We start from the raw sequence: 25720 nt of genomic DNA, 5'->3' as shown, positions 1-25720 counted from the left end.
CAACTCCTGCCCCTCCCTTCGAGGGAGGGGGTGGGGTGGGTATCTGAAGCTTATTCGGCTGCGAGTGCCGGCGGTTCGTCTTCGGTCTGGACGCTGTCCAGCTCGACGTTGAGGCCAAGGCTGCGCATTTCCTTCACGAGCACGTTGAAGCTCTCCGGAATTCCGGCCTCGAACGTGTCGTCGCCCTTGACGATCGCCTCGTAGACCTTGGTCCGGCCGATCACGTCGTCCGACTTGACCGTCAGCATCTCCTGCAGCGTGTAGGCGGCGCCGTAGGCCTGGAGAGCCCAGACCTCCATTTCGCCGAAGCGCTGTCCGCCGAACTGCGCCTTTCCGCCCAGCGGCTGCTGGGTGACAAGGCTGTACGGGCCGATCGAGCGGGCGTGGATCTTGTCGTCCACGAGGTGGTGAAGCTTCAGCATGTAGATGTAGCCAACCGTCACCTTGCGATCGAACGGATTGCCGGTACGGCCGTCGAACAGCGTCACCTGCCCCGACGGGTCGAGGCCCGCCTTATTGAGCATCTCGGTCACGTCCGGTTCGCGAGCGCCGTCGAACACCGGAGTGCCCATCGGGATTCCGCGGGTCAGGGCCGATGCCATCTCCATGACATCCTCATCGCTTCGGGCGTCGATCTCAGCGGCATAATGCTTGCCGTAGATGTCCTTGATCTTCGTCCGGATCGCCTTGACGTCCTTGTCGGCGAAATCCTTGCCGCGCTCGTGCATTCCCTCGAGCATTGCCTGGATCTGCTGGCCAAGACCGCGGGCTGCCCAGCCAAGGTGGGTCTCGAAGATCTGCCCGACGTTCATTCGGCTCGGCACGCCTAGCGGGTTGAGCACGATGTCGACCGGAGTCCCGTCCTCGAGGAACGGCATGTCCTCCGAAGGAAGGATCCGGCTGATGACGCCCTTGTTTCCGTGGCGGCCGGCCATCTTGTCGCCCGGCTGAAGCTTGCGCTTCACCGCGACGAAGACCTTGACCATCTTGAGCACGCCCGGAGCCAGCTCGTCTCCGGCCTCGATCTTCTGGACGCGGTCTTCGAAGCGCCGGAGGATCGTGTTGGCGGCCTCGTCATACTGGGCCTTGAGGGCCTCGATGTCGGCCTGGCGCTTGTCGTCCTTGACCGCGATCTTCCACCACTCGTGCGGCTGCACCCCCTCGAGCGTTTCGGCGTCGATCTTCGCGCCCTTCTTGATGCCCTTGGGAGCAGCCGTCGCCGTCTGCTTTAGGAGCATCTCCTTGAGGCGTGCGAAGGTCGCACGGTTGAGGATGGCGCGCTCGTCGTCGGCGTCCTTCTTCAGACGCTCCTTTTCCTCGGTCTGGATCGCCCGGGTACGGTCATCGATGTCGATCCCGTGCCGGTTGAAGACCCGGACTTCGACGACCGTGCCGGCAACGCCCGGCGGCAACCGGAGCGAGGTGTCGCGGACGTCCGAAGCCTTTTCGCCGAAGATGGCGCGGAGGAGCTTTTCCTCCGGCGTCATCGGGCTTTCGCCCTTTGGGGTGATCTTGCCGCACAGGATGTCGCCCGGCTCGACCTCGGCACCGATGTAGACGATTCCCGCCTCGTCGAGGTTGCGCAAGGCTTCCTCGCCGACGTTGGGGATGTCGCGGGTGATGTCCTCAGGCCCGAGCTTGGTGTCGCGGGCCATAACCTCGAACTCTTCGATATGGATCGAGGTGAAGACGTCGTCCTTCACGATCCGCTCTGAGATCAGGATCGAGTCCTCGTAATTGTACCCGTTCCACGGCATGAACGCGACGAGCACGTTCCGGCCGAGCGCGAGCTCGCCGAACTCCGTCGACGGGCCGTCGGCGATGATCTGCCCGGCCTCGACCGTCTGACCCTTCTTCACCAGCGGGCGCTGGTTGATGCAGGTGTTCTGGTTCGATCGCTGGAACTTCATCAGCGTGTAGATGTCGACCCCGGATTCGCCCGGGTTGAGATCGCCGGTCGCGCGAATGACGATACGGCCGGCATCCACCTGGTCGATCACGCCCGAGCGGCGGGCGGCGATGGCAGCACCGGAATCGCGGGCAACCGTCTCTTCCATTCCGGTGCCGACCAGCGGCGCCTCGGCCTGGAGAAGCGGCACCGCCTGGCGCTGCATGTTCGATCCCATCAGAGCGCGGTTCGCGTCATCGTTCTCCAGGAACGGAATCAGCGAGGCCGCGACCGACACTAGCTGCTTGGGGCTGACGTCCATCAGGGTGATCTGATCGCGCGGAGCCATCAAGAAGTCGCCGTTGCGGCGGGCGGAGACGATCTCCTCGCCGAACGTCTTGTCCTTGTTCAGTTCGGCGTTGGCCTGGGCGATCGTGTGCTTCGCCTCTTCCATGGCCGACAGGTAAACGACGTCGTCGGTCACCTTTCCGTCCACAACCTTGCGGTACGGGGTCTCGATGAAGCCGTACTTGTTCACCCGGCTGAAGCTGGCGAGCGAGTTGATGAGGCCGATGTTCGGGCCTTCCGGAGTCTCGATCGGGCAGATCCGGCCATAGTGGGTCGGGTGGACGTCGCGGACCTCGAAGCCCGCGCGCTCGCGGGTCAGGCCGCCCGGCCCGAGCGCCGACACGCGGCGCTTGTGGGTGACTTCCGAAAGCGGATTGGTCTGGTCCATGAACTGCGAAAGCTGCGACGAGCCGAAGAATTCGCGAACCGCGGCGACCGCCGGCTTCGCGTTGATGAGGTCGTTCGGCATCACCGTCGACACGTCGACGCTGCTCATCCGCTCCTTCACGGCGCGCTCCATCCGAAGCAGGCCGATGCGGTACTGATTCTCGAGGAGTTCGCCGACCGAGCGGACCCGGCGGTTGGCTAGGTTGTCGATGTCGTCGATCTCACCCTTGCCGTCCTTCAGGTTCACCAATTCCTGGACGACCGCGAGAATGTCCTCGCGGCGAAGGGTGGTGACCGTGTCGGGAGCGTCGAGTCCGAGGCGCATGTTGAGCTTCACTCGGCCGACCGCGGAGAGGTCGTAGCGCTCAGGGTCGAAGAACAGGCCATAGAACAGCGCGTCCGCGGTCTCGCGGGTCGGCGGCTCGCCGGGGCGCATGACCCGGTAGATGTCGGCAAGCGCCGAATCCTGGTCTTCAGACTTGTCCGCCTTCAGCGTGTTGCGCATCCACGGACCGGTGTTGACGTAATCGATGTCGAGCAGCTCGAGGGTCTTGATCCCCGCCGCGTCCATCTTCGCGAGATTTTCCTCGCTGACCTCGTCGCCGGCCTCGATGTAGATCTCGCCGGTCTTCTCGTTGACCAGGTCGTAAGCCGAGAAGCGGCCGAAGATTTCCTCCGTCGGGATGACGAGGTTCTTGAGGCCGTCCTTCGCCGCCTGGTTGGCGCGGCGAGGAGTGATCTTCTCGCCCGACTTGAAGATGATCTCGCCGGTCTTTGCGTCGGCGACGTCGTACATCGGCTTCTGCCCGCGCCACGCTTCCGCGAGGTAGGGGATCTGCCAGCCGTTCTTGCCGCGGCCATAGACCACGGTGCTGTAGAAGGTGTTGAGGATTTCCTCGCTGGTCAGGCCAAGCGCGTGAAGCAGCGCGGTGACCGGAAGCTTGCGCTTGCGGTCGATGCGGACGTTGACGATGTCCTTGGCGTCGAACTCGAAGTCGAGCCAGCTGCCGCGGTACGGGATCACCCGCGCGGCGAAAAGATACTTGCCGCTGGCGTGGGTCTTGCCGCGGTCGTGGTCGAACAGGACGCCCGGCGACCGGTGCATCTGGCTGACGATCACTCGCTCGGTGCCGTTGATGATGAAGGTGCCGTTCTGCGTCATGAGCGGCATGTCGCCCATGTAAACATCCTGCTCCTTGATATCGATGACGGAGCGGGCCTCGGTGTCGGGGTCGATCTCGAACGTCGTCAGGCGCAGGGTGACGCGCATCGGCGCGGCATAGGTGAGGCCGCGCTGGCGGCACTCGTCGGTGTCGAACTTGGGGTGCTCGAGGACGTAATGGTCGAAGTCGAGGTGGGCGGTGCCGGCGAAGTCCTCGATCGGGAACACCGAGCGCAGGGTCTTCTCGAGACCGGACACATAGCCGATCGCCGGGTCGGACCGGAGGAACTGCTCATAGCTCTCGCGCTGGACCTCGATGAGGTTCGGCATTTCCGAGATTTCGTGAATGTTTCCGAAAATCTTGCGGATCCGCCGCGCGGCGGTGGCTCGGCCCATCGTGGAGGCCGGAGCGTCGATCGCTTTTGTCGCCATTATCTTCCCTGCGCTGTCTGTTCACCGGTCGAGCCGGTGCCCAGTGAATCCCGGCACTTGCCGGGAACTGAAATGGAGCGCTTGTCCCGCTTACCCTCTCCAATGCGTTGAGCCCGTGCGCCGTTTCGGGCCCTGTCCCGGAGAGGACGGGAAAGGCTCCGGGCGCACGACAAGGTGCGGCCAGAGCCGATATGTGTTGGATTTGCCCGATATAGGCGTTTCCTGCTTTGGCGCAAGAGGTAGTAGGGGAAGCGGATGATCCGCGATTTCCACGCCCATATCTATTTCGACGCCGAAGAGATCGAGAAGGCGAGGGCGCTAGGCGAGGAGGCCCACCGCCGGTTCTCCGTCCGCGTCGGGCGTTACCACCTCGGACCCGTCGGCCCGCACCCGCGCGGAAGCGTGCAGCTCACGGTCCCGGCCGATCAGTTCGGCGACGTCGCTCGCTGGCTAGTACTCAACCGCGGCGACCTAACCATCTTCGCCCATGCCAACACCGGCGAAGATCTCGCCGACCATACCCGCCACGTCATCTGGTTCGGCGAAAGCGAAACGTTGGACCTGTCGATCTTCGACGCGTCCGCCTAGCGATATTGCGCGGCTCCGGGTCGACTCCTAAGACGCTTGGCGGGGGTGGCGTGGACGGAAAGCCGGCAGCAGCGCTGAAGTGGGATGGCTGGCCGCTGGTCGCCGTGATCTTCCTCGCCTTCGCCTACGTCGCTTTCGCACCGCTGCTGTTCAACGACGGCGACACCTACTGGCACCTAGGCGCCGGCCGCTGGGTCCTCGACCACATGACGGTCCCGACCACCGACCCATTTTCGTTCAGCGCCCGCGGCCAGGCCTGGACGGCGCACGAATGGCTCGCGGAAGTCCTGATGGCCTCAGCCTTCGCGGCCGCTTCGTGGGCGGGAGTTGCGGTCCTGTTCGGCGGCGCGGTCGGACTGACGCTAGCGCTTGCCGGATTCCACCTCAGGCGCTTCGTCCGGCCGCTCCATGCCGTCGCCGCCCTCGTGCTCCTCTTCGTGCTTCTCCAGCCGTCTTTGCTCGCCCGGCCGCACGTCCTCGCCTGGCCGATCGTCGCCTTGTGGACGTTGCTGCTTCTCCACGCCCGCGAGCGCCGGACGGCGCCACCGCTCGCCGCTTCATTGCTGATGCTCGTCTGGGCGAATCTCCATGCAAGCTTCGTCTTCGGGCTGGTCATGATCCCCTTCTTCGCCCTCGAAGCGCTCCTTCAGGAAAAGGACCGGGCAAGCGTCGTGCTTCGCTGGGGCGCGTTCGGCCTCCTGTCGCTGCTCCTGACGCTGGTGAACCCGACCGGATTGCAGGGCGTGCTCTATGCGTTCCAGGTCAGTTCGATGAAGATTCTGCCGCTGATCAACGAGTGGCGGCCGAGCAGCCTGTCGAAGGACCCCTTGTTCTTCGCAATGACGTCCCTTGCAGCGGTCGCGGTGGTCGCCAGCCGCGCTCGGATCCCGCTGACACGCCTGCTCTTGATCGCCGCGCTCTTCTATCTCGCGCTGACCCATGCGCGGCACCAGGCGCTGTTCGGGATCGTGTCCCTCCTCCTCGTCGCCCCGTCGCTCGCGCACAGGGCGCCGGCGCAGGACAGGGCCCCACGGCGAGCGGTGGCGGTGACCGCCGTCCTCGCCCTCCTGCTGGTTGGGGCAGTCCGCCTCGCCGCTCCGCTGCCGCACAGGGACACGCCCGTCTATCCGGGACAGGCCATCGCATCGGTACCGCAGCCGCTTAGGTCGCAGGCGGTGCTCAATTCCTATGATTTCGGGGGAGCGCTCATCCTCCACGGAATCGCGCCGTTCATCGACGGCCGCGCCGACATGTACGGCGATGACTTCACCGCCGACGCACACGCGATCGAGCGCGGCGACGCCCGGCGCTTCAATGAGGCGGTGAAGCGGTGGAATATCCGCTGGACCATCCTTCACCCGTCGGGGCTGCTGGTCCCGGTGCTGGACCGCGACCCCAACTGGCGCCGCGCCTATGCCGACAAATATGCGGTGATCCACGTCCGCAGATAGAAAAAGGGCGACCCCTTGCGGAGCCGCCCTTCCCATCCGCGAATGCTTCAAGACACCCGCGAATCTCGCAGAAGCCTACTTGAGCTCGACGGTTCCGCCGGCATCCTCGATCTGCTTCTTGATCTTCTCGGCTTCGTCCTTGTTGACGCCTTCCTTGACGGCCTTCGGGGCGCCCTCGACCAGAGCCTTCGCCTCGCCGAGGCCAAGACCGGTGATCGCACGGACTTCCTTGATCACGTTGATCTTCTTTCCGCCGTCGCCGGTCAGGATGACGTCGAATTCGGTCTTCTCTTCGGCGGCCGGGCCGGCAGCGGCGGCAGCAGCCGGAGCGGCTGCAACGGCTGCGGCGGCGGAAACGCCCCACTTCTCTTCGAGAGCCTTCGCCAGGTCGGCGGCCTCGAGGACGGTCAGTTCGGACAGCTGGTCGACCAGCTTGTTGATGTCAGCCATTATTCAAACTCCTGTGCGGGGACTCGCCCCAAGTGCGTTGAAAACAAAGAAACTTAAGCGGCTTCCTTGGCCCCATAGGCCGCGAAGACCCGCGCCAGCTGCGCGCCCGGCTCGTTGACGGTGCGAGCGATCTTGCTCGCAGGCGCCTGGATGAGCCCGACGATCTTGGCCCGAAGCTCGTCGAGCGAGGGGAGCGCGGCGAGAGCCTTGATCCCTTCGACGTCGAGCACGGTGTCGCCCATCGCTCCGCCGACGATTTCGAGCCTGTCGTTCGTCTTGGCGAAATCCACCGCGACCTTGGCGGCCGCGACGGGATCGGACGAGGTAGCGAGAGCCGTCGGACCTTTGAGAAGGTCGCCGATCGGCTGGTAGCGAGTCCCGTCCAGGGCGATGAGTGCGAGCCGGTTCTTCGCAACTTTGAACTGGGCGCCGGCGTCGCGCATCTTCAGCCGCAGATCCGTCGACTGAGCGACCGACAACCCAAGGTTGCGGGTCACCACGACGACGCTCGTCTCGGTGAAGACTTGCTTCAGCTGGTCGACCAGATCGGCTTTTTGCGAACGATCCATGCCAACTCCAAATTATCCCACCGAACACGTTCGATGGGGACCAAACAATGTCCCGCAGCAGCCGAGGCCGCGGCGAAACGCGAATGTCCGTGGGGAGTTGGATCGATGGCGCCGCTCCAGGAGCAACGCACGTCGAAGCGCCAGAGACGCTTCGGTGATTCCTGTCCCCGTCTAGGCTGCAAATTAAGGGGCAAGGCCCCAGCAACTGTCTCGGACGGCTGCACCGGCCGAAGCCGATGCGAAGGGCGCGCCTATACCGTTTTCCCTCGCGCGATCAACCTCTTTCGGGCGCGGCGCCGACAGTGGGAGCAGTAGCAGCCGGTGCCGTCCCATGCGTTTGAAGCCACTGGGCGACCTGCGACTTCACCCGCGGCTCCCTTTCCAGCCGAGCCTTGATCGTGCTGACCGCCTGGTCGATCGGCTTGCGGCTGCTCGCCGCGATATGCTGGTTCGCATAGGCCTGCAGCTTGCCCACCGTATCGGCCTTGTCGCTTCCGGAGGCGAGGCGGGCGACGTATCGCGACTGCGACGTTGCGTCGACCAGCTCCGACACCTGGTTCCAGTGGGTCATCACGAAGTCGAGCGCGAGTTCGGGATGCCGGTTCGATACGGAGCTGATCATGCCGGCGCTTACCGTCTTGCCCGGCTCATCGGTCAGCGCCAGCTCCAGCGCCCGGCGAGCGAGCGCTTCGTCCTTGGCGGAGCCGAGCAGCGAATAGAGGTTCTGCCGCTCGGTCGCGCTGGAGGCATTGCGCGCCATCGCTTGGATCTGCTCCCAGGTCGCGGCATCGGCGTTGCGCGCCGTAAGTGCGAGCCATGCGCGCTTCAGCCCGCCTGGAACAGCGTTCGGATCTGTCTGCATCGCCGCGAACAGCCTGGCAGCTTCGGCGGTGACTCCCGGGTCGCCGACTCGGCCGAGCGTTCCGATCAGCTGCGGGCGAAGGGTGGAGACCGTCGGTTTCTCGCCAGGCTTGGGTACCAGGCCGATCTGCGCGAGCACCGGCGCGTAGCGCTGCTCGATGATTGCCGCGATCCGCTTCTGATTGGCTGCGTCGCCGTCGAACAGCTCGTACCAATTGTCCCACTGGCCAAGGCCGAGCCCGATTAGCTCGGGACGGGCGTTGACCGGGATCGCACTGACGAAGTCGAGAGCCACGCCCATCGGCTGGTAGTTGGCCGACGATAGCGCCACCTGGTCCTCCACCAGGCCAAACTGGTCGACCGAATCGAGGCTGTTGAACCCGGCGCGAAGCTGCTGCGCGACCGCCGGCTGGTAGAGGCTTCGATAATAGCCGGTCTGGCCGGCGTTCACGACCAACGGCCCGCAGCCCGGGACCTCCAGCCGCGTGTCGCGGCCCTGGGTCACGACCGTCGCGACTTTGCCGCCAAGCGTCATCGCACGAACGGGGACGTGCCAGCCGAGCGGCTGGAACGATCCGGGCTTCCGGTCGACCGAGAACTCGTCCTGCAGCAGCATGACGTGCGTGACGCCATTCTCGCAGGTCGGAGCGCCGACGCGGATCAGCGGCACTCCGGGCTGCAGCGTGAAGTCGTGGGCCATTTGAGTGAGGCCGGTCGCTCCGGCCTGTTCGACCGCCCGCCACAGGTCGTCCGTCCGCGTGTTCTGATACGCGTGCCTTCGGATGTAAGCTTGGATGCCCTTTTGCCAGACGTCGGCGCCGGCATAGCCCTCCAGCATCGAGATGACGGACTCACCCTTCGAATAAGTGATGCTGTCGAACGCCTGGTTGGCCTGCTCGACGGTCCGCACATGCTGGACGATCGGGTGCGTCGTGGTCAGCGAATCCTGCCGCATCGCGGATTCGCGAGCGCCGATCGCGTCGAACTCCGCTCCCCAATCGGGGTGGAAATGCTTGGTGGCCTTGGTCGCCATCCAGCTTGCGAAGCCCTCGTTCAGCCACAGATCGTCCCACCAGGCCATGGTGACCAGGTCGCCGAACCACTGGTGCGCCATCTCGTGCGCTTCGACGCCGAAAATGGCCTGCCGCTCGGACTCGGTGGTCACCGCAGGGTCGTCGAGCAGAACCCGTTCGAAGGTGAAGATCGCGCCCCAATTCTCCATCGCGCTGAAGAATTGCGACTGGCCCGGCCCAGCGACGTTATCGAGCTTGGGAAGCGGGTAATCCACGCCGAAATAGCCGTTGTAATAAGGGAGGATCTGCGCCTCGGCGTCGAGCGCCGTCTGGGCCTTGGACTCATTGCCCCGCCCCATGACGATTCCGACCTCGGTCTTGCCCGCCATCTTTGTGATCCGGCCGAACTCGCCGGCGCCGAAGAAGAGGAGATAGCTCGACATCTGGGGGGTCCGTGCGAACGTCACGCGCTTCGTGCCGCCGCTCAGTGGCTCGGTACGGGCCGCCGGCATGTTGCTGACGGCCATGTCGCCCGCGGGGACAACGGCTGTCACGTCCCACGTCGCCTTGTAATCGGGCTCGTCCCAGCTCGGCACGAAACGGCGGGCGTCCGACGGCTCGAACTGGGTGAAGAGCGCCCGCTTCTGGGCGCCCTGCGGGTTCTTGTAATCGAGCGCGAACAGCCCGTTCGCCTGGGTGTTGATCTTGCCGGAATAGGCGATGGTCAACCGATAGGCGCCGGGAGCAAGCTGGCGCGGGAAGGTGAGAGTTGCCGTCTGCGCGTCAGCATTCATCGCGACGCTTGCATCGAGGGGCGCAGTTCCGGCACGAGTCAGCGTGGCCTTTGCGAAGCTCATGTCCGCCGCGTTCAGTGTCAGCTCCCGGGTCGGCTGAACGACGTTGAGGTCGATCGAAACCGTTCCGTCGAACGTCATCGAATCCGCGTGCGGAGTGACTGTCACCGCATAATGATGCGGAACCGCCGTCCTCGGAAGCTGGGTCGGAATGCTGGTATCGACCGTGTCGGCCTGGACCTGGGCGGCAACAGGCGCTGCGAAAGCGAATGCCGCCGAAGCGAGCAAGACGGGGATGAGCCTCATGGGGATTCCTTCTGAACTGCGTCGGGCTACCTAAAGTTAGCGGCCGGAGAGTCACGCCTGCATTCGACGAACGCCGCCCGCTTGTTGACAAAAGGGGCGTCCTGGCGCCCCATCGGCGCGGGCTGGCCGGGGAGCTGCCGATGCTTTTGCGTGTGTGGAGGATGGTTCGCCTCGCTGCCGCTGCAATGGTCGCGGCGGCGCCGGCTCTGGCTGCTCCTCCGCCTTCGCCACCACCGGCGCGCATCGTCGCTGTCGGCGACCTTCACGGCGATCTAGGGGTCTGGCGCGACATTGCCGGAGCCGCCGGGTTGATCGACTCCCGAGGTCATTGGAGCGGGGGACGAACGACGCTCGTCCAGGTCGGCGATGTCGTCGATCGTGGCCCGGATTCGCTCGGAATCCTCCACAACCTGATGCAGCTCCAGAAGGAGGCGCCAAAGCAGGGCGGGCAGGTGATCGTCCTCGTCGGAAATCACGAGGCGATGAACATCACCGGCGACCTTCGCTACACGACGCCGGCCGACTTCGCAGCCTTTGCGAACGCGGACTCCGCTGCGCTTCGGGAGCGGCTATACCAGGCGAGAAAAGGCGAAGTCGAAGCCAAGTACCGCGCCTCCGATCCGAAGATGACTGCGCCGGCCATCCACGACGCTTGGGTGAAGTCCACTCCGCTCGGCTGGGTAGAACAGCGCCTGGCGTGGAGCCCTAAGGGCGAGATCGGCCAGTGGGTCATCCGCAACCCCGCCGTCGCCATCGTCAACGGCAACCTGTTCGTCCATGGCGGAATCAGCGTCGAATATTCCAAGCGCCCGATCGACGAGATCAATCGCCAGGTCGCCAGCGCCCTGAAGACCGTGCAGCGCTCCGGGGATTCCATCCTTACCGATCCGCTCGGGCCCCTGTGGTACCGGGGGCTGATCACTCGCGATCCGAAGGTCACGCAAATTCCGGCGGTGGGCGCGGCGAGAACGCCGATTTCGCAGGAACTGCCGACGGTGCTCGAAGCATACGAAGCGAAGCGGATCATCGTCGGCCACACGCCCAACCTGAAGGGCATCCAGATCCTCTACGGCGGGCGGCTGGTGACGATCGATACCGGCAACTCGCGCTATTACGGCGGCCCGCCGAGCTATCTCGAGATCGTCGGCGACCGGCTGGTCCCGCACGTGGTTCCGCGCTCCTCGGCTGCTGCGAAAGGGGAAGAATGATGGGCAGGATTTTGCTCTGGCTTTTGGCCATCGCACTTGTTTCGCCCGCCGCCGCAGCCGTTGGCGAAAGGCCGCTGTTCTCCTCGCCGGACGTTCTCCGCCTGACGATCAAGGGACCGCTGTCGACCATCGTTCGTAACCGCGCCGAGGACCCGAGGCCGGCCACGCTGACGGTGGACGGAACGACCGAGCAACTGCCGATCACGCTCACCACTCGTGGGATCACCCGCCGGGCGTCGGACATCTGCCAGTTCCCGCCGCTCAAGGTCCGCTTCACGAACCCGCCGGCGGACTCCCCCTTTTCGGGGCAGAAGTCGCTGAAGCTCGTGACCCACTGCAAGGCGGCGCCGGCGTTCCAGCAATATGTTCTGCTGGAATATGCCGCGTACCGGATGCTCAACGTGCTCAGCCCGGCGAGCTTCCGGGTCCGGCTGGCGCAGATCGACTATGTCGACGACAACGGCCGGTCGCTTGGGCTCCGCTACGGCTTCTTCATCGAGGACCTGGGCGACGTCGCGAGGCGCAACGGGATGCAGGAGGCGAAGCTTCCGGAGATCATCCCGATCACGGCGCTCAGCACCCGCCACGCTGCGCTCTACGCCCTGTTCCAGCACATGATCGCCAACCACGACTGGTCGATGCGGGCGGGGCCGAAGGGCGAGGCCTGCTGCCACAACGCCAAGATGATTGCACCGGCGAGGGGGGTCGCCGCCGCGGTGATCCCGATCCCCTACGACTTCGACTTTTCAGGCCTGGTCAACGCGCCCTATGCGACGCCGCCCGACGTCCTGAAGATCGCGAACGTTCGCCAGCGGCTGTACCGCGGATACTGCGCTCACAACGGCGAGGCCTATGCGGTCGCGGTGCAGATGCGGAGCCAGCGGCCGCAGGTCTACGCAGCGCTGACCTCGACGCCCGGGCTCGATCCGAAGACCGCCGCCCGGGCTACCCAGTTCCTCGACAGCTTCTTCGCCGACATCGCCTCCAACGACATATTGAAGGCCAAGGTGCTCAAGAGCTGCCTGTAGCGCCCTAGGCGCCCGGGATTCCCTCGAGGTCGAGCTTGACGCCCGGGCCCATCGTCGAGGTCAGCGAGACCTTCTTGACGAACTTGCCCTTGGCGCCGGTCGGCTTGTTGCGGACGATCGCGTCCATGAAGGCGTCGAAATTGGCGCGGATGTCGGCTTCGGGGAAGCTCGCCTTGCCGATCCCGGCATGGACGATCCCCGCCTTTTCGACGCGGAATTCGACCTGGCCCGACTTGGCGTCGGTGACCGCCTTCTTGACGTCCATTGTGACGGTTCCGAGCTTCGGGTTCGGCATCAGCCCCTTGGGGCCGAGGACCTTACCGAGGCGCCCGACGACGCCCATCATGTCCGGGGTCGCGATCACGCGGTCGAAGTCGATGGTCCCGTCCTGGATGGTCTGCATCAGGTCTTCCGCGCCGACGATGTCGGCACCGGCCGCCTTGGCCTCGTCAGCCTTGTCGCCCTTGGCGAAGACCGCGACGCGGACGTCCTTGCCGGTGCCCTTGGGAAGCGACACGACACCGCGGACCATCTGGTCGGCGTGGCGCGGGTCGACGCCGAGGTTCAGCGCCAGCTCGACTGTCTCGTCGAACTTCGACGTGGCGTTCTTCTTGACCAGCGAAATGGCCTCATCGACCGCGTAGAACTTGTCGCGATCGACGGTCGGGGCCTGCGCCTTCTGCTTCTTGGAAAGTGCCATGGTTTAGCCCTCCACCACGGTGAGGCCCATCGCGCGGGCGGAGCCTTCGATGATCTTCGACGCGGCGTCGAGGTCGTTGGCGTTCAAGTCGGCCATCTTGGTCTCGGCGATCTCGCGAAGCTGCGAGCGCTTGATGGTCCCGGCCGACGACTTGCCGGTCTCGCTCGAGCCCTTCTGGATCCGGGCCGCCTTCTTCAGAAGGAAGGACGCGGGCGGGGTCTTGGTGGTGAACGAGAACGACCGGTCCGCATAGACGGTGATGACCGTCGGGATCGGCGAGCCCTTTTCGAGTTCCTGCGTCGCGGCGTTGAACGCCTTGCAGAATTCCATGATGTTGACGCCGCGCTGGCCAAGCGCCGGGCCGATCGGCGGCGACGGATTGGCGATGCCCGCGGGCACCTGCAGCTTGATGTAGCCGGTGATTTTCTTTGCCATGTCTCACTCTGTCGTTGGCCTGCGGTCGAAACATCTCCGCAGGCGGTTCTCAAGTTTAGCGGTACGAACGGCTGCCTCTGGGACAGCCTCCCGCGATGGTTTCCAATTGGATTGGAAGGCGGGGCCCCTACACGATGAGGGCACGGATTGGAAGGGGAGCCGCGGGTCGGGATTAGGCCCGATGTTCGCTGCCTTCGCCCGGGCGTAGCCGTCCGGCCGAAAGGATCGTCAGTCATGCCATATTCGCGCACATCGTTCCTGTTCGGGCTGGTGGCCGCGGCAGCGGCCTCCGCGTCGAGCGCGCAAATGCCGTCGATCGCGGGGCTCGGCGGCCTGGGCGGAATCCCGAACATTTCCGGCATCGGAATGGGCAATGCCGCAGGCGTGCTGGGATATTGCGCCAAGAACAACCTGCTTGGGGGCGGGTCCGCCAATGCGACGTCGGTGCTCGACGGCCTGATGAAGAAGCCGGGCGTCGCCGGTTCGAAGGGACTCGCGGCCGGCCAGGCCGGGACGATCCTCAGCGGCAAGTCCAGCTTCTCGCTCGGAAGCGTAAGCGACCCAATCAAGTCGCAGGCGTGCAGCATGGTGCTGAAGCAGGCCGGCAAGTTCCTCTGAGCGCGCTCGCCAATTTCGCTGGCCCGTCGCGCGTGGTAAGGGGGCGTCGTGGGTGGTGAATCGGAAAGGGGTAATCCGATGACCCGTACGCTTATGCTCTCCCTTTGCGCCGCGGCCGCTTTCGCGGGCTCGACCGCGAGCGCCCAGATGATGCCGACCGACCTCAAATGGGGACCGGCACCGCCAGGGCTCCCGGCGGGCGCGCAGCTCGCGGTGCTCTCCGGAGATCCGACCAAGGAGGGGATGTTCACCATCCGCCTGAAATTCCCGGCCGGCTATTCGGTCGCCCCGCACCACCACCCGACGCCGGAGCTGGTGACGGTGATGGAAGGATCGATGTCGCTCGGAATGGGCGACGTGGCCGACAAGGCGAAGGCCGGCACGCTGGGCCTAGGCGGCTACATCGCCATGGCTCCGAACATGAACCATTATGCGTTCACCGACGGCGGGGCGACGGTGCAGATCACCAGCCACGGGCCGTTCCAGATCATCTACGTGAATCCGGCGGACGATCCGCGGACGGCGAAGAAGTAGTGCGCGGAAGTTCACTAACTTCACTCCCCTGACGCGCGAGGAGGGGTGGTCGAATCTTCGATGGTGTCGAGAGCGAGATCGAGGCGGATTGCAGCATCCTCCTCGGTTTCAATCTCGGCGTCCGGCGCGGGAGGCAGCCCGTCGATCCAGCCGCCGAACCTTCGCGCCCGGCGGAAGCGAAGCAGGAACATGGTCAGCCGCTCGTCATATTCGCGCCATTCGCCGACCTGCTCGCCCTTGTAGAAGACCGGACGAGGGACGCCGTTGAGTGCCCGCGAAAGGGCCGCCTGCTCCAGCCGGTGAAGCGCGTAATCGAGCGCCGCGTCCCAGGCCCGGCGGAACGGCGCGCCGCACGGACGGCGGCGGAGCTGGTAGGCGGAGCTGTCCGACATTCCGACGCGGCGGCACGCTTCCTCGACGCAGGCGGTCTCGGCCAGCGCTTCGATGAAGGCGATCTGTTTCTCGGGGGTCCAGCCGTCGTGGCGGGGGCGGAGGGCGACGGGGGTGAAGGGGAAAGCCGGCGTCGAACCGTCGCAAACGGTTCCTAAGGCGGCCTTGGGTTTATCCGGAACTTCTCCGTCGGACTGCCCCAGGCAGTCCTTACTCGAATGTTTCATCCACGAGGATAAGGCACAAAATGGGGGCTGTAGGACAGGGACTTTCTCTTCCTTGCACCTCGCCACTTCGTGGCCCACAGTGCTGTTGCTCGGGGGTAGAGGTGCTGCTTGTCTTTCTCGAATTGCCGGACCGAGGCCGGGTTCACTCTTGATGATGTTTGCCGCGAATTTGGTGTCTCATCGGCAACGGTGGAGGCTTGGGAGGCGGGCAAGGCCCAGCCGCCGGCCCGCGTTGCCCGTACGCTCGATGTGATTGCGACAATGAGCAAGAGCCAAGCACCCGACGGCATCAAGCCGCTCCAGCCGGAGTTCGACGCAACGCGCGACGAAGGCCCGCTGTACCGCGGCGACAAGCTGATCAAGTCGAAAAAGCGCGTCGCCGATCACGGCGAGGTGTTCACGCCGCCGTGGCTGGTCGAGAAGATGCTCGACCTCGTGAAAGGCGAGACCGAACGGATCGACTCCCGCTTCCTCGAACCCGCCTGCGGCAGCGGCAATTTCCTCGTGCCGATCCTCCAGCGCAAGCTGGCCGCGGTCGAGGCGAAGTACGGCAAGAACGCGTTCGAGGAGCGCCACTACGCGCTGCTCGCGCTCACGAGTTGCTACGGGATAGAGCTGCTGGCCGACAACATCGCCGAATGCCGCGGCAACATGCTCGAAGTGTTCGCGCAATACCTCGGCCTGACCGAGGACGACGATCTTTACCACGCCGCCAGCCACGTTCTGTCGTTGAACCTGATCCACGGCGATGCGATGAAGATGACCGACGCGGACGGGGGGCCGATCATGATCGTCGAATGGGGCTATATCGGCAAGGGCAAGTTCCAGCGGCGGGACTTCAGCCTGAAGAGCCTGACCGAGGCGGGCTCGCTCAAGGAAGAGCGGCAGGGCTATGCCGGTCAGCCTTCGCTGTTCGCCACGCTCGGCCAGCATCCGGTGTTCCAGCCAATCGCCAACCATGCGCCGATGAATGTGCGCGAACTGGCGGCGCTGGACGGCGCGGCATGACGGACCAGGCCCCTTTCACCCTCAAGGGCCGCAACCCCGACGTCCTCACCTGCATCGCCAACCTGTCGAACGACGAGGTGTTCACTCCACCCGAGTTCGCCAACCGCATGCTCGATACGCTGGCGGAAGGCTGGGCGGCGGCCAACGGGGGCGCGGACATCTGGGCGGACAGCAAAGTCACCTTCCTCGATCCCTGCACCAAGTCGGGCGTGTTCCTGCGCGAGATCGCGACGCGGCTCATCAAGGGGCTGGAGGGCGAGTTCCCCGATTTGCAAGAGCGAGTCGATCATATCCTGACGAAGCAGCTCTTCGGCATCGGCATCACCCGGCTGACCGCGCTGCTCGCCCGGCGCAGCCTCTATTGCTCGAAGCACGCGACCGGCCCGCACAGCGTCGCCGCCGTGGCGTTCGACGACAACGACGACGGCAATGTCTGGTTCGAGCGGACCGAGCACATCCGCGACGGCGACCGTTGCCGCGTCTGCGGCGCGGGCAAGACCTTCCTCGACCGCGGGCCGGACGAAGAGAACCACGCCTATGCGTTCATCCATGCAAGCGACATCAGCACTCGCCTCGGCGAGTTGTTCGGAGGCACGATGCATTTCGACGTGATTATCGGGAACCCGCCGTATCAGATGACTGGCGGCGCTGGCGGGACGAGCGACTCCTCAATTTACCACTTGTTCGTGGAGCAAGCGATCAAGTTAGAGCCGAGTTTTGTGAGCATGGTCACGCCGTCCCGCTGGTTAGCCGGCGGGCGCGGGATGGACGAATTCAGGGCAACAATGCTTTCCTGCGGTAAGATTTCGCAGCTCGTAGATTATCCTGTCTCAAAGGACGTTTTTCCAGGCGTCGAGGTAAAGGGCGGCATCGGTTATTTCCTTTGGAGCAAATCGCACGAAGGCCAAACGGCTGTGACGACGATCCGCGGAGAAGAGACGGTGGGCCCCGTCGGGCGCGACCTAAATGAATTTGATATTTTTGTCCGCGACCCTCGCGCCATCAAAATTCTGCACAAGGTCCAAGCGAAGTCCGAGCCGTCGATCACGGAAATTCTTACGGGAGACACGCCGTTCGGTATCGCTACTAATTTTGAAAACTACGAACAGCGGGCGAAGGCGGGAGACGTAGCCCTTCACCTCGTGAAGCAAGGCAAGCGCCTTGTGGGCTACCTGCCGAACAAGTTTATCAAAAAGAACGCGCATCTCGTAGACCTATGGAAGGTGCTCACGCCAAAGGCTGGCTCTGACGGCGGACAGAAGATTCCTGACGTCGTGCTCGGAAAGCCTCTTGTTGTCGAACCGGGTTCTGTTTGCACGCAAACGTTTATTGCGTTTTGGGCGGATAGTGAGGCAGCGGCGTTGAGCATTCGCTCTTACTATACGACGAAGTTTTTCCGCTTTCTCGTCTCCCTTCGGAAGATCACGCAGGACGCGCTGCGCGGCACGTACATGTGGGTCCCGCAACAGACTTGGGATCGGACTTGGACCGACGCCGAACTTTACGAAAAATACGGCATCACCGAGGAGGAAGCCGCCTTCATAGAAAGCATGATCCGGCCGATGGACACAGGCGTTGCCTGATCCCACAATCGACCAAGTCCTGACCCCGAAGCCCGAGGCGCGGCTGCGCATCTATGCGTGGTCGTTCAACAATCCTTCGCCCGACTACGCCGGGCTGATCAAGGTCGGACAGACCCTGCAGCCGGACGTCAACACTCGCATTCGCCAGTCGCAGGGGCAGGCGCAGCAAGCCTATACGCTGCACACGCCGAAGGATTGCTTCGCCGAGCGGCCCGACGGCGGCGTGTTCCGCGACAGCGATGTCCGTCAGCGCCTGATCGCCAAGGGCTTCGACAACCCGCATTTCGGCGGCTCGCGCGAATGGATGCGCTGCACCCCCGCCGACGTGCTGACCGCGATCGTCGAGTTGCAGGCGGGCGTGGAGCTGTCCGGCACGCATCACGAAACCTTCCCCATGCGCGCCGAGCAAGCAGCGGCGGTCGAGCAGACATACGCCTATTACCAGGACCGCTGGGCCGAGGACGCCAAAGCCGTCCCCCGCTTCCTGTGGAACGCCAAGATGCGCTTCGGCAAGACCTTCACCGGCTACCAGCTGGCGAAGAAGCTGGGGGTGAAGCGCGTTCTCGTCGTCACCTTCAAGCCCGCGGTCGAGGATGCCTGGGAAGCCGACCTCAAGAGCCACCAGGATTTCGAAGGCTGGCACTATCTCTCCGCGCACGCAGGCGGCGATCCCGCGACTGTGCCCGCCGATCAGCCGCTCGTCTATTTCGGTTCGTTTCAGGACTTGCTCGGCCGGGATCGGGCAACCGGCAACATCAAGGCGCGCAATGAATCGATCCACCTGACCGATTGGGACCTCGTCATTTTCGACGAGTATCACTTCGGCGCCTGGCGGGATTCCGCGAAGGAGCTGTTCGAAGGCGAGGATTCGGCGGTCGTCAAGGAAGCGGACAGGCTTGAAGCCGACCTAGACGCGGTGAACGAAGAACTGGAAGTGCTGTCGGAAGCGGAGACGGAATTCCTGCCGATCAAGACGCGCGCCTATCTCTATTTGTCCGGTACACCGTTCAAGGCGCTGGCCACCGGCGAGTTCATCGAAGAACAGATCTTCAACTGGACCTACACCGACGAGCAGCGCGCCAAGGCGGGATGGGCGGGCGAAGGGCATAACCCCTATCAGGCGCTGCCGATGCTGAGCCTGCTGACCTACCAGATGCCCGACGAGCTGCTGAGCATCGCCAGCGGCGGCGAATTCGACGAGTTCGACCTCAACGAATTCTTCAAGGCCAAAGGCACCGGCGTCCTCGCCCAGTTCGAGCACAAGGACGAGGTTCAGAAATGGCTCAACATCATCCGCGGCTCGGGCCCCGCGCAGGCCATCGAGAGCCTCAAGACCGGCACCCGCCCGCCTTGGCCTTATTCGGACGTGCGGCTGCTGCCCTACCTCAACCACAGCTTCTGGTACTTCCACAATGTCGCGCAGTGCGAGGCTATGCGGAACCTCCTCGAAGAGCCGCAGAACGTCTTCTGGCATGAATATAAGGTGGTGGTGGCGGCAGGAACGGCGGCCGGGATTGGGCTGGATGCGCTGCCGCCGGTGCGCAAGGCGATTGGCAACGGGCATGACACCAAGACGATCACGCTGTCCTGCGGCAAGCTGACCACCGGCGTTACCGTGCCGCAGTGGTCGTCGATCCTGATGCTGCGCAACCTGAAGTCGCCGGAAAGCTATTTCCAGGCCGCGTTTCGGGTGCAGTCGCCGTGGTCGATCAAGAACCCGGAAGGCGACGATCCGCACGCCGAGTTCGTGACGAAGCCCAATTGCTACGTTTTCGATTTTGCGCCGACTCGAGCGCTGCGCCAGCTTTCGGAATATGGCATTGGTCTGTCGCCGGGCGAGCCCAACCCCGAAAGAGCGGTGGCGGACCTCGTCTCGTTCCTGCCTGTCCTCGCCTACGACGGCGCGAACATGACGCAGATCGATGCCGGCGGCATCCTCGACATCGCCATGGCGGGAACCTCGGCCACGCTGCTCGCCCGCAAGTGGGAATCGGCGATGCTGGTCAATGTCGACAACGACACATTGCGCCGCGTGCTCGATAGCGAGGAGGCGATGGCGGCGGTCGAGCAGATCGAGGGGTGGCGCAACCTGGGCGACAACGTGATCGAGACGATCATCAACAAGAGCGAGACGGTCAAGGAGCTCAAGAAGAAGGCCAAGGACGGCGAGCTTTCCACGAAGGAAAAGAAGGAGCTGACCGACGAGGAAAAGGAGTACAAGTCGCTCCGGAAAAAGGTTCAGGAAAAGCTGATCAAGTTCGCCACGCGCATTCCCGCTTTCATGTACCTGACTGATTTCCGCGAGAACACGCTCACCGATGTGATCACGAAGATCGAACCGGACCTGTTCCGCATCGTGACGGGCCTGACCGTCGCGGATTTCGACCTGCTGGTGCGGCTCAAGGTCTTCAACACCGAACGGATGAACGCGGCGGTGTTCGCCTTCCGCCGCTACGAGAATGCGTCGCTGCGGTATACGGGCATAGACAGCCACGAAGGACTCACTCACATCGGCGGTTACGACACCGTCGTTGCAAAGGAGACCGTGGAAACTCCGGCCTAACGCATCTTCGTGATCTTCAGCCGGTCCGCCTTCGCTCGGTCCTTCACCGATTCCTCGGTGCGGGTTAGCGCCTTGGCTATGGCTCTCAGGCTCATGCCCTTGCCGGCGAGCTGGTGGAGCTTGCTGATCTCGTCCTGCCGCCAGGGCTGGCGGTGGCGTTCGAATTTTTCGCCGCTGGCCATGTGCAAACACTAAAGGGAAGAACTGCCGTCACGAAGTAAATTCGTGACGTCGAACGGGTTCGCTCGCATCAGGCTCGCGCCCCGCCGGCCGCGGTCATGCCAATCTTCGACACAAGTCGGCGGTCGCTACGCGACCTTCCGCCTTGCGCTCGGTGTCATTTGACTCGTTCGACTTGTTCGAACTCCAGCTCCACCGGCGTCGCGCGACCGAAGATGCTCACGCTGACCTTCACCCGGCTGCGGTCGAAATCGAGCTCTTCGACGATGCCATTGAAGCTTGCGAAGGGGCCGTCGAGGACCTTGACGCTGTCGCCGATGTCGTAATCGACCTGGATCTTCTTGCTCGGCGCGGCGGCGGCCATCTCTTCCTTGGTGGAGAGGATCCGCGCGGCCTCGGCCTCGCTGATCGCCTGCGGCTTGCCGTTGGGGCCGAGGAAGCCGGTCACCTTCGGCGTGTTCTTCACCAGGTGGTAGACGTCGTCGCTCATGTTCAGCTTGGCCAGCACGTAGCCGGGGAAGAACTTGCGGTCGGACGTGACCTTCTTGCCGCGGCGGATCTCGGTCACCTTCTCGGTCGGGACTTCGACCGATTCGACCTGGCTTTCGAGGCCCATTCGGGCGGCGTCGGCGAGGATCTGCTCGCGCACCTTGTTCTCGAAGCCCGAATAAGCGTGGATGATGTACCAGCGGGACATGGGTTGGATGCTATTCCTTCTAGGCGGCGGCAGGGCCGAGGAGGCCGAGCAGGAACTGGACGATGGCGCTGAACATAGCGTCGGTTGCGAAGAAGAAGAGCGCGAGCATGCCGGTCATGATCAGGACCATCACCGTGGTGCGGAAGGTTTCCTGGCGACTCGGCCAGTGGATCTTCTCGAACCCTTCGGTTTTGACCTGGCGGACGAACTCGCCGACTGAAACCTTTGCCACGTGCCGCGGTCCTCTTCGGATAGAAAAACGAGGTCCGCGGGGGCTCCCCGCCGGACCTCGGACGATTGCGCATTTAGCGCGCCGGAGGCGGTGGTTCAAGTGAGGGTTGCGAACGGCGCGACTGCTGTCTACCTCGCCCCCGACACTCTGCAGGAGTGTAGCTCAGTTGGTAGAGCATCGGTCTCCAAAACCGAGGGTCGTGGGTTCGAGTCCCTCCACTCCTGCCATTTCCGACAAGGCGTGAAGCGGGCCGTCACGGGAGTAAATCCCGTGACGTCAGTCGGGCTCAGCTTCGCCTGACCCGCTGGCCGGCGCTCGCCGTCTCTCGCACAACAACGCTCGCTTCGCTCCGCTTTCGTTGTGCTCGGCGGCTACGCAGCGATATCGTAAGGCTGAATCTCACCCGACAAATAAAGCGAGCGCGCCTTGGTGCGCGACAGCTTGCCCGAGCTGGTTCGGGGAAGGGTGCGCGGGGGGACGAGCTCGATGATCGCGCTGATCCCGGTGATCGCGTGGACCCGCTCGCGGATGTCGTCCCGAAGGCGGCCGCGCTCCTGCGGGTCGGACACCCGGCAGTGGACGAGGACCGCCGGCGTTTCCTCGCCGCTCGGGCCGGTGATCGCGAAGGCGGCGATGTCGCCGGACTTGAAGCCGGGCAGCTGCTCGACCGCCCATTCGATATCCTGCGGCCAGTAGTTGCGGCCGTTGATGATGATCATGTCCTTCGCCCGGCCGACGATGAAGATGTAGCCGCGCGAGAGGTAGCCCATGTCGCCGGTGTCGAGCCAACCGTCGGGCGACAGGCAGGCGTCGGTCGACTCCTGGTCGCGGAAATAGCCGACCATGACCGCTTTTCCGCGGACGAAGATCCGGCCGATCGACCGGTCGGAGACCGGTGCGCCGTCAGCGCCGCGAACCTCGACCTCCATCCCGGTGACCGGCTTGCCGCAATTGACGACTGCGCGGTAGCGGCGCGGGCGTTCCTCGCCGGTGCCGCATTCGCCGCCGGACAGCTCGGCTTCCTCGACCAGCTCGAGCCGGATGCCCTCGCCGGGAGGCATCAGCGACACCGCGAGGGTCGCTTCGGCAAGGCCGTAGCTGGGGCAGAAGGCAGTGGCGTTGAAGCCGGCGCTGGCGAAGGCATCGACGAAGGCCTGCATCACGTCCGGGCGGATCATGTCGGCGCCATTGCCCGCGATCCTCCAGCGGGAAAGATCGAAGCGGTCCTCGGCGCGCGTCTGCGAGCTCATCCGGCGCGAGCAGATGTCGTAGCCGAAGCTTGGCGAATAGCTGACGCTGTTGCCGGGATTGCGCGTGATCATGTCGAGCCAGGCGAGCGGGCGACGGGCGAAATCCTCGGTCTTCAGATAATCGACCGAAACCTGCAGCGCGAGCGGCGACAGAAGGCAGCCGACCAGGCCCATGTCATGGTACCAGGGCAGCCACGAGATGCAGCGGTCGGCGCCGTCCAGATTGAGGCCGACACCGTGGGCGCGAAGGTTGTCGAGAAGGCCGCGGTGAGTGATCGCGACGCCGTGCGGGAAGCGCGTCGACCCGCTGGAATATTGAAGATAGGCGATTGAGTCCGGATCCGAGACAGGAAGGTCCGAACCGTCGGCTTCGACATCCGGCAGCGTCGCCCAGTCGCGCACCGGAACGCCGCCCGCGGCCTCGGTCGCCATTTCGGCAAGATCGCCGGGAGCGAGGAACAAGGTCGGGTCGCAGCTCTTGAGCTGGATCTTGAGCTGCTCGACATAGGCTCCGCGGCCGCCGAAGCTGGTCGGGAGGGGAAGCGGAACGGGCCACGCGCCCGCATAGACCGCGCCGAAGAAGGCGGCGGCGAATTCGGCGCCGGTCTCGGCGATCAGGGCGATCCGGTCGCCCGGCTTGATCCCGAGGGAGACGAAGCGGCGGGCGTTGGCGAGCGAATCCTCGCGAAGCTCCGAATAAGGGTAGGCGCGGACCAGCGTTCCGCGGGCGTCGTGGAAGTTCATCCCCTTGCGGCCGAGCGCGGCATAATCGAGCGCCTCGGCCAGGGTGCCGAAGTCTGCGATTCGTCGGGCCAGAGTGTCGGTCGTGGGAGTGGCGCCCGGAGGTGCCAAGTCGGCGCTGTCGGTCGAATTGGTCTGAAGCACCCGTCTGTCCTGCTTGTTTCGCCCTTTACGGCAGGTGAAGCCATGCCGCCGCCCGTCGACCACGCTTGCCGGCGCTGTTCGGGGCAGGGTTACTGATGGGTCGGAAAGGTGGCACAAAAAGGGCGCATGACCCGCCGAACCGGCAATCGAGAGCGCCCGCCGCTGGACCAGCAAAAGCTCAACGAGCTTGCGCTGACCTACGTCGGGCGGTTTGCGACCAGCCGGGCGAAGCTTGCTTCCTATCTCGGCCGGAAGCTTCGCGAGCGCGGATGGGCGGGTGATCGTCCGGCCGACGTCGAAGGCATCGTCGAACGCCTCGCCTCGCTCGGCTATGTCGACGATGCGGCCTACGCCTTGTCCAAGTCGCGGGCGCTGACTTCGCGGGGTTATGGAGTGCGCCGCGTCAGCCAGTCGCTTCGGGCGGCCGGAATCGGCGAGGAGGATAGCGAGCCCGCGAGGGACCACGCAGAGGAGGAGGCGGTGGATTCGGCGCTGAAGTTCGCAAGGCGAAGGCGCTTCGGACCCTATGGCGAAGGCGGCAGCGACCGAGCCAACCGGGAGCGGGCGCTGGCGGCGATGGTGCGCGCCGGCCATTCGTTCGCGCTTGCCGCCGCAATCCTGGCAATCGAGCCGGGGGGAAATATCGATCTCGAATTGCTTAAAGAAAAAAGTTAGGTGATGGTGTAAAGTCGGATAGCCGACATAACTTTAGTTAGTTCTTAAGGGTTTCAGTGGCTCGGACGACACAACCCCAACCCCAGCCGGCGAAGGCGAAAAAGTCCTCACGGAGGCCGGTCGCCGTCGACGCTGCGTCGAGTGAAACTGTGGAGCTGGAGATAGCAGCGCAGGAGCCCGACGAGCTTCACGTCGAAGCCGCGCAAGCTGCGGAAGAGATCGCTTCGACCGAAGATGGTGCGGCGCCGATCTCCGCGCGAGTGAAGTGGTTCGACGCAACGCGCGGATTCGGCTTTCTCGTCAGCGATTCGGTCGACGGCGACATCCTCGTTCATTTCAGCGTCCTCAAGGAACACGGGCGACGGAGCCTGCCCGAGGGTGCGGTCGTCGAATGCATTCCCGCAAAGCTCGAGCGGGGCCTGCAGGCCAAAAAAGTGATTTCCATCGACACGACTGAATCGGTCGTGCCGGTCCGCCGGGTCGCAACCCCCGCCCAACGCGCCGACCGCGGCGAGCTTGCCGCCAATGCCGGCGACTTCGAGCGGGTCGAGGTGAAGTGGTTCAACCGCGCGAAGGGCTATGGATTCCTCAACCGGCCCGGAATCGACGGCGAAGACGTTTTCGTGCACATGGAAACTGTCCGCAATTCGGGACTGGGTGAAATCCAGCAGGGTGAAATGGTCGAGGCGCGTATTGCCGAGGGCCGAAAGGGCCTGACAGCGGTGGAACTGCGGCCGCTGTCGTGAAGGGACTGACGATTGCCGTCTCGCTCGTGCTCGCCGCATGCAGCCCGCAGGCGGCCGCGCCCCAAGCTGAAGCAAGCACCGCGGCTGCGCCTGACGGTCAACCAACCCCAGCGCCGGCTCCAGTTGGCGATCCGCAGACGGGTCTTAGCCAGGTGCCGCTGACGATCACCTCCGCGACCGGAGCCCACCGCTTCACCGTCGACGTTGCGGCCTCCCCGCTGCAGCAGGAAATGGGGCTGATGTTCGTCAAATCGCTGGCGCCGGACCGGGGGATGATTTTCCCCTACGACCCGCCGCAGCCGGTCGCCTTCTGGATGCGCAATACCCTGATCCCACTCGACATGATCTTCATTCGGGCGGACGGGACCATCGCCAGGATCGCGACCGCGAAGCCGCTCGACGAGACGCCGGTGCCGTCGGGCGAACCGGTCGCGGCTGTCTTGGAGATTGCCGCCGGGCGTGCTGCCGAGCTGGGGATCAGCCCCGGCGACCGGGTGGAGTGGACCCGATAA

General features: G+C 64.4%; 23 protein-coding genes and 1 tRNA gene. 13 read left to right on the top strand and 11 right to left on the bottom strand.

Going from position 1 to position 25720, the window contains the following annotated elements:
- Positions 1-50: 50 nt before the first annotated feature.
- Complete coding sequence (rpoB, locus tag LZ519_RS05250) at positions 51-4217, bottom strand: DNA-directed RNA polymerase subunit beta (RefSeq protein ID WP_249867666.1); 4167 nt, start codon at positions 4215-4217, stop codon at positions 51-53.
- A gap of 255 nt (positions 4218-4472) precedes the next feature.
- On the opposite strand from rpoB, the gene LZ519_RS05245 reads away from it, so the two are divergent.
- Together LZ519_RS05245 and LZ519_RS05240 are read left to right on the top strand one after the other, a co-directional pair.
- Complete coding sequence (locus LZ519_RS05245) at positions 4473-4805, top strand: DOPA 4,5-dioxygenase family protein (protein WP_249867665.1); 333 nt, start codon at positions 4473-4475, stop codon at positions 4803-4805.
- 50 nt (positions 4806-4855) lie between these two features.
- Complete coding sequence (locus LZ519_RS05240) at positions 4856-6256, top strand: hypothetical protein (RefSeq protein ID WP_249867664.1); 1401 nt, start codon at positions 4856-4858, stop codon at positions 6254-6256.
- A 75-nt stretch (positions 6257-6331) separates the two neighbouring features.
- Here LZ519_RS05240 and rplL read toward each other — a convergent pair whose 3' ends face one another.
- From rplL to LZ519_RS05225, 3 genes are all read right to left on the bottom strand, one after another.
- Entirely contained in the window at positions 6332-6706 is a 375-nt protein-coding gene (gene rplL, locus LZ519_RS05235; protein ID WP_249867663.1) for a 50S ribosomal protein L7/L12, read from the bottom strand.
- A 53-nt stretch (positions 6707-6759) separates the two neighbouring features.
- The gene (gene rplJ / locus LZ519_RS05230; protein ID WP_249867662.1) at positions 6760-7275 is read right to left on the bottom strand and encodes a 50S ribosomal protein L10; all 516 of its coding nucleotides are present in this window, start codon (positions 7273-7275) and stop codon (positions 6760-6762) included.
- Between the two features lie 274 nt (positions 7276-7549).
- Positions 7550-10249 (bottom strand): M1 family metallopeptidase, encoded by a 2700-nt coding sequence (locus tag LZ519_RS05225; RefSeq protein ID WP_249867661.1) that lies wholly within the window; start codon positions 10247-10249, stop codon positions 7550-7552.
- A gap of 140 nt (positions 10250-10389) precedes the next feature.
- Here LZ519_RS05225 and LZ519_RS05220 point away from each other — a divergent pair, with 140 nt between their 5' ends.
- Positions 10390-11457, top strand: a complete 1068-nt coding sequence (locus LZ519_RS05220) for a metallophosphoesterase (RefSeq protein WP_249867660.1) — start codon at positions 10390-10392, stop codon at positions 11455-11457.
- Positions 11454-12485, top strand: coding sequence for a hypothetical protein (locus LZ519_RS05215; RefSeq protein ID WP_249867659.1), 1032 nt, complete (start codon positions 11454-11456; stop codon positions 12483-12485). Before LZ519_RS05220 ends, LZ519_RS05215 begins: the two co-directional genes overlap by 4 nt.
- Before the next feature lie 4 nt (positions 12486-12489).
- On the opposite strand, the gene rplA is transcribed toward LZ519_RS05215, so the two are convergent.
- Both rplA and rplK read right to left on the bottom strand, forming a co-directional pair.
- Positions 12490-13185 carry a 50S ribosomal protein L1 gene (rplA, locus tag LZ519_RS05210; RefSeq protein ID WP_249867658.1) on the bottom strand — a complete coding sequence of 232 codons (696 nt, stop codon included), beginning with the start codon at positions 13183-13185 and terminating at the stop codon, positions 12490-12492.
- A 3-nt stretch (positions 13186-13188) separates the two neighbouring features.
- Positions 13189-13620 (bottom strand): 50S ribosomal protein L11, encoded by a 432-nt coding sequence (rplK, locus tag LZ519_RS05205; RefSeq protein WP_249867657.1) that lies wholly within the window; start codon positions 13618-13620, stop codon positions 13189-13191.
- Between the two features lie 234 nt (positions 13621-13854).
- On the opposite strand from rplK, the gene LZ519_RS05200 reads away from it, so the two are divergent.
- Together LZ519_RS05200 and LZ519_RS05195 are read left to right on the top strand one after the other, a co-directional pair.
- The gene (locus tag LZ519_RS05200; protein ID WP_249867656.1) at positions 13855-14238 is read left to right on the top strand and encodes a DUF2501 domain-containing protein; all 384 of its coding nucleotides are present in this window, start codon (positions 13855-13857) and stop codon (positions 14236-14238) included.
- A 78-nt stretch (positions 14239-14316) separates the two neighbouring features.
- Complete coding sequence (locus LZ519_RS05195) at positions 14317-14772, top strand: cupin domain-containing protein (RefSeq protein ID WP_249867655.1); 456 nt, start codon at positions 14317-14319, stop codon at positions 14770-14772.
- Positions 14773-14792: 20 nt separating this feature from the next.
- Here the strand turns inward: LZ519_RS05195 and LZ519_RS05190 are convergent, their stop codons facing one another.
- Positions 14793-15389 carry a hypothetical protein gene (locus LZ519_RS05190; RefSeq protein ID WP_249867654.1) on the bottom strand — a complete coding sequence of 199 codons (597 nt, stop codon included), beginning with the start codon at positions 15387-15389 and terminating at the stop codon, positions 14793-14795.
- Positions 15390-15650: 261 nt separating this feature from the next.
- On the opposite strand from LZ519_RS05190, the gene LZ519_RS05185 reads away from it, so the two are divergent.
- Genes LZ519_RS05185 through LZ519_RS05175 form a run of 3 tightly spaced genes read left to right on the top strand, consistent with a single transcriptional unit; the run spans position 15651 to position 20543 of the window.
- Entirely contained in the window at positions 15651-16397 is a 747-nt protein-coding gene (locus LZ519_RS05185) for a DNA methyltransferase (protein ID WP_249867653.1), read from the top strand.
- Positions 16394-17980 (top strand): Eco57I restriction-modification methylase domain-containing protein, encoded by a 1587-nt coding sequence (locus LZ519_RS05180; protein WP_249867652.1) that lies wholly within the window; start codon positions 16394-16396, stop codon positions 17978-17980. The genes LZ519_RS05185 and LZ519_RS05180 overlap by 4 nt, the downstream gene beginning before the upstream one ends.
- Positions 17973-20543, top strand: a complete 2571-nt coding sequence (locus LZ519_RS05175) for a restriction endonuclease (RefSeq protein WP_249867651.1) — start codon at positions 17973-17975, stop codon at positions 20541-20543. The genes LZ519_RS05180 and LZ519_RS05175 overlap by 8 nt, the downstream gene beginning before the upstream one ends.
- Here LZ519_RS05175 and LZ519_RS05170 read toward each other — a convergent pair.
- The 3 genes from LZ519_RS05170 to secE all read right to left on the bottom strand — a co-directional run bounded on the left by LZ519_RS05170 (position 20540) and on the right by secE (position 21652).
- Positions 20540-20725, bottom strand: a complete 186-nt coding sequence (locus tag LZ519_RS05170; RefSeq protein ID WP_249867650.1) for a hypothetical protein — start codon at positions 20723-20725, stop codon at positions 20540-20542. The two genes, LZ519_RS05175 and LZ519_RS05170, sit on opposite strands and share 4 nt — an antisense overlap.
- 155 nt (positions 20726-20880) lie before the next feature.
- Positions 20881-21420, bottom strand: a complete 540-nt coding sequence (gene nusG / locus LZ519_RS05165) for a transcription termination/antitermination protein NusG (RefSeq protein WP_249867649.1) — start codon at positions 21418-21420, stop codon at positions 20881-20883.
- 19 nt (positions 21421-21439) lie between these two features.
- Positions 21440-21652, bottom strand: a complete 213-nt coding sequence (gene secE / locus LZ519_RS05160) for a preprotein translocase subunit SecE (RefSeq protein WP_249867648.1) — start codon at positions 21650-21652, stop codon at positions 21440-21442.
- A gap of 151 nt (positions 21653-21803) precedes the next feature.
- Between secE and LZ519_RS05155 the strand changes: the two genes are divergently transcribed.
- Positions 21804-21879 (top strand) — tRNA-Trp (locus LZ519_RS05155).
- Between the two features lie 144 nt (positions 21880-22023).
- Here LZ519_RS05155 and LZ519_RS05150 read toward each other — a convergent pair.
- Positions 22024-23787 carry a fatty acyl-AMP ligase gene (locus LZ519_RS05150; protein ID WP_249867647.1) on the bottom strand — a complete coding sequence of 588 codons (1764 nt, stop codon included), beginning with the start codon at positions 23785-23787 and terminating at the stop codon, positions 22024-22026.
- A 126-nt stretch (positions 23788-23913) separates the two neighbouring features.
- Here LZ519_RS05150 and LZ519_RS05145 point away from each other — a divergent pair, with 126 nt between their 5' ends.
- The 3 genes from LZ519_RS05145 to LZ519_RS05135 are packed head-to-tail and all read left to right on the top strand — an operon-like array spanning position 23914 to position 25720.
- Positions 23914-24462 carry a regulatory protein RecX gene (locus LZ519_RS05145; RefSeq protein ID WP_249867646.1) on the top strand — a complete coding sequence of 183 codons (549 nt, stop codon included), beginning with the start codon at positions 23914-23916 and terminating at the stop codon, positions 24460-24462.
- 56 nt (positions 24463-24518) lie between these two features.
- On the top strand, positions 24519-25208 hold the full coding sequence (locus LZ519_RS05140) for a cold-shock protein (protein ID WP_249867645.1): 690 nt from the start codon (positions 24519-24521) through the stop codon (positions 25206-25208).
- Positions 25205-25720: a DUF192 domain-containing protein gene (locus tag LZ519_RS05135; protein WP_249867644.1), complete on the top strand. Its 516-nt coding sequence runs from the start codon at positions 25205-25207 to the stop codon at positions 25718-25720. The genes LZ519_RS05140 and LZ519_RS05135 overlap by 4 nt, the downstream gene beginning before the upstream one ends.

It is taken from the genome of Sphingomonas anseongensis, assembly GCF_023516495.1.
GTDB classification, from domain to species: domain Bacteria; phylum Pseudomonadota; class Alphaproteobacteria; order Sphingomonadales; family Sphingomonadaceae; genus Sphingomicrobium; species Sphingomicrobium anseongensis.
Note: the sequence above shows the minus strand (reverse complement) of the source record. Positions and strands in the feature narration are given on the sequence as shown.